The organism is Blautia sp. BIOML-A1, from assembly GCF_009883055.1.
In the GTDB taxonomy this organism is placed as follows: domain Bacteria; phylum Bacillota; class Clostridia; order Lachnospirales; family Lachnospiraceae; genus Blautia_A.
Window position 1 is genome coordinate 1 of sequence record NZ_WWVR01000079.1, and the last position, 3,346, is coordinate 3,346.

The 3,346-nt window shown below is 40.3% G+C and carries 1 protein-coding gene and 1 pseudogene; one reads left to right on the forward strand and one right to left on the reverse strand.

Translation table 11 applies throughout. From position 1 onward, the window contains the following. Window positions 1–117 precede the first annotated feature (117 nt). Window positions 118–1,528, forward strand: a pseudogene (locus tag GT674_RS16670) (transposase). 183 nt (window positions 1,529–1,711) lie between these two features. Here GT674_RS16670 and GT674_RS16675 read toward each other — a convergent pair. Then, window positions 1,712–3,052 (reverse strand): MATE family efflux transporter, encoded by a 1,341-nt coding sequence (locus GT674_RS16675; protein ID WP_161286674.1) that lies wholly within the window; start codon window positions 3,050–3,052, stop codon window positions 1,712–1,714. Window positions 3,053–3,346 lie beyond the last annotated feature (294 nt).

Sequence of the window (3,346 nt, forward strand, 5' to 3'; positions counted from 1 at the left end):
CAAAGCAGAGAGGGTATGGCTCACAACGAGTCATACCCTCTCTGAATTTATCTGAAAAAAGAAAAAAAATGGCTAACGACAACCATCTTTCTCTCCGTTACATGTTATAATGTAACTATGCTAACAACTAATTATTATAACGATTTTTTTGAGTTTGGGCAACAGAAAATTAACTTTAGTTTCTTCGAATTGAGTTTACCTGACGACGATCCAGTCTATACCCTGAAAAAAGTGATGGAGGAATTAGATTTTTCTGGCTTGTTAGCCAATTGTTCAGATAAGGGAAGAACTGGGTACAACCCAATTATGATGTATGCTGTAGTTACCTATGCAAATATGCGGGGAATACGTTCTGTTGACTGTATTGTTGATCTGTGTGAAAGAGACCTTGCTTTTATCTGGGTGACGCGCGGACAAAAACCGAAACGTGATGCTTTTTATGACTTTAAAAACAGGAAGCTGACATCTGATGTCCTGGATGACCTGAATTACCAGTTTATGCGGCGGCTACAGAAAGAAGGGCTGGTCACATTAAAAGAACTTTTTATTGACGGTACAAAGATAGAGGCAAATGCGAACCGTTATACTTTTGTATGGCGTGGAAGCATCAATTATCATCTGGCAGGACTTCTGGACTCTATCGACCAGCTTTTTGAAAAATATAATTCTTTTTTGCAGGAGAATGATTATGGAACAAAGTACGAGCTGGGAAATGCACAGATGTTTGTGATCGAAGGGATGGATAAAGTCCGGGAAGTGATCGAAAAGAACAGAAAACGAAAGCTTGTAAAACATAAAAAGCTTTCAAATAACCGTATTATAGAGATCGATAACTGTTCACCGCTTGAAATACGGAAACTCCAGAACAATCTCACGATGATCGCAGACAACGAGGAAATCGAATTCGTTTACGGAAAAGGAAAAAGAAAACCTGCAATTCAACAGCTGCATGAGGAACTGGAACAATGCGGAAAACGACTGATGGAATATAAAGAATGCTTTGAGATCATGGGAAAAGACAGAAACAGTTATTCCAAAACAGATCTGGAAGCGACTTTTATGCGTATGAAAGAAGATCACATGCTGAACGGACAGTTAAAGCCAGCATATAATGTTCAGATCGCGGTAGAGAATTATTTTATCGTACATGGATATGTAAGCAGCGACCGCACCGATTATAATACCCTGATCCCGGTCCTTGAAAAACATAAGAATGCTTTCGGGAGTATTCTGGAAGAAGTAACTGCGGACAGCGGGTACTGTAGTGAAAAAAATCTGCTTTATTTAAAACAGAATGAAATATCCAGTTATATAAAACTGCAGGATCATGAAACGCTAGACACGTTCCATTCAGACGGAAGGACATTTTGGAGATATAAAGGAAAATGAGAATTTCCGGCGTTTTAATTACCGTTCGGCAGATAAGGTATATAAAGAATTCATGCTGTATGCTATTGGAAGAAATATAAATAAATATCATCGTTTTTTATACGAAAAACTGAGAAAATTTGAAGGAAAAACTGCCTAGAAAAAAATGCGGCTGAAAAAATCCAAACAAGGATTTTTTGCGGCCAAAAACAGAAAGTATTTATCAAAATAAAAATATCCTGAACAAGTTGCAGAGCCAGAAAGCTCTGTAACTGTCAGGATATTTTTGTTTGGTGCTGTCAGCTCTAAAAAACGTTATTTACCGACAGCTCCCTGTTTTGTTTTAATGATATTTATGCATCCGTACATAATAGCTGATGCATAAGATCACAGTGGCTCCGCTCCATGCTGCAATCTCTGCAAAGAAAATACCGTCCTGTCCGATAAAATGGGGAAGGATCAGTGCAGCACTGATACGCATGACAAATTCAGCCATACCACTTACCATAGGCATTAAGGTATCTCCCAGCCCCTGAAGTACAGATCTGTACACGTACAGGAAGTACAAAACCCAGAGCATGGCAGCCATAATAGAAAGGTATTTAAAAGCAATTGCCAATACCTGCTGTGTCTGCTGTGGTTCACCTGAGATGAAAAGTGAGAGAATATTTTTTCCAAATAAAAACATGGCAGCAGAAATGATTAGTGAGGTAAGCAGGGAAAGCAGCATACTGCTGCGGACGCCTTTTCTGATCCTGTCAATCTTTCCGGCTCCCAGATTCTGACCCACATAGGTAACGATGGCATATCCATAGGAAATAGCAGCCATTTCCAGCAGACCATAAAGCTTGTTTGTAGCTGTAAATCCTGCTACAAAAAGGAAACCGTAGCCATTGATCACATACTGGACTACCAGACCGCCCACGCCGATGATGATATTCTGAAATACAACAGGAATACCAAGCTTCATCAGGCGGGCATTCATGCCGGAGGCAGGCATAAAATCTGCTCTGGTCAGATGAACGATATCAATTCTGCGTAAAATCAGGAAACAGTAAACAGCGGAGAAGCTCTGTGCAATCACAGTTGCGATTGCTGCTCCTGCCACACCCCATCCGAAGCCTGCCACAAAAAGGATGTCCAGTGAGACATTCAGCGCAGATGCGATGATCATTGCGGTCAGCGGTGTTTTACTGTTTCCCATAGCCCTTAGAGCAGAGGCAAACATATTATAGGCTGCTGTGGCGGGGATTCCACAGAAAATGATGCGCAGATATAACAGAGACATTCCGATAATATTGGAAGGTGTATGCAGCCCTGTTAATACCAGCGAAGCAAATGACTGGCTGAGAATCAATACTCCGGCTGCGATGAATGCGGCCAGCCGGTAACTGTGAGCCAGAGATTTACGCAGATTTTCGAAATCCTTTGCCCCATAATACTGGGAGAGTTGAATAGAAAATCCCTGAGTGAGTCCTGTGGATATTCCTGTGACAACCCACATCAGAAAGTCAACAGCACCCAGTGCGGCAAGAGCCTCCACACCTGCAACCTGGCCAACAACCATGGTATCCACCATTGTATAAAGCTGCTGACAGATATTTCCCAGCATCAGGGGAATTGCAAAAAGAATGATCAACCGTCCCGGTGAACCGGAGGTCATATCCTGAATCTTGGTTTTCATTAGTATAAAAGTTCCTTTCCGGAGCATATTTGAAAAAGTTTAGAAATGATTATTCGAATATGCCCTGATATTTACATTGATAATTTTACATCATTAACGTGAAAAATGAAATATAATATTTCATCAGAATGATATAAATTTATCAATACCTGCTATAAGCAGCATGTTGTTGAAATTATTATGCATAGCGCCTGAGAGGAGTTTTTGATTGCTATTTTTTAACATAATATATAGCAAGAATTCTCCTTCCTCTACAGGTGGGAGATGAATTGCAAAAAATAAAAAAGAACACTT

Bases quoted from the DNA above. Each gene is read 5' to 3' on its own strand.
- GT674_RS16675 (WP_161286674.1), bottom strand. From the start codon at position 3,052: ATGAAAACCAAGATTCAGGATATGACCTCCGGTTCACCGGGACGGTTG.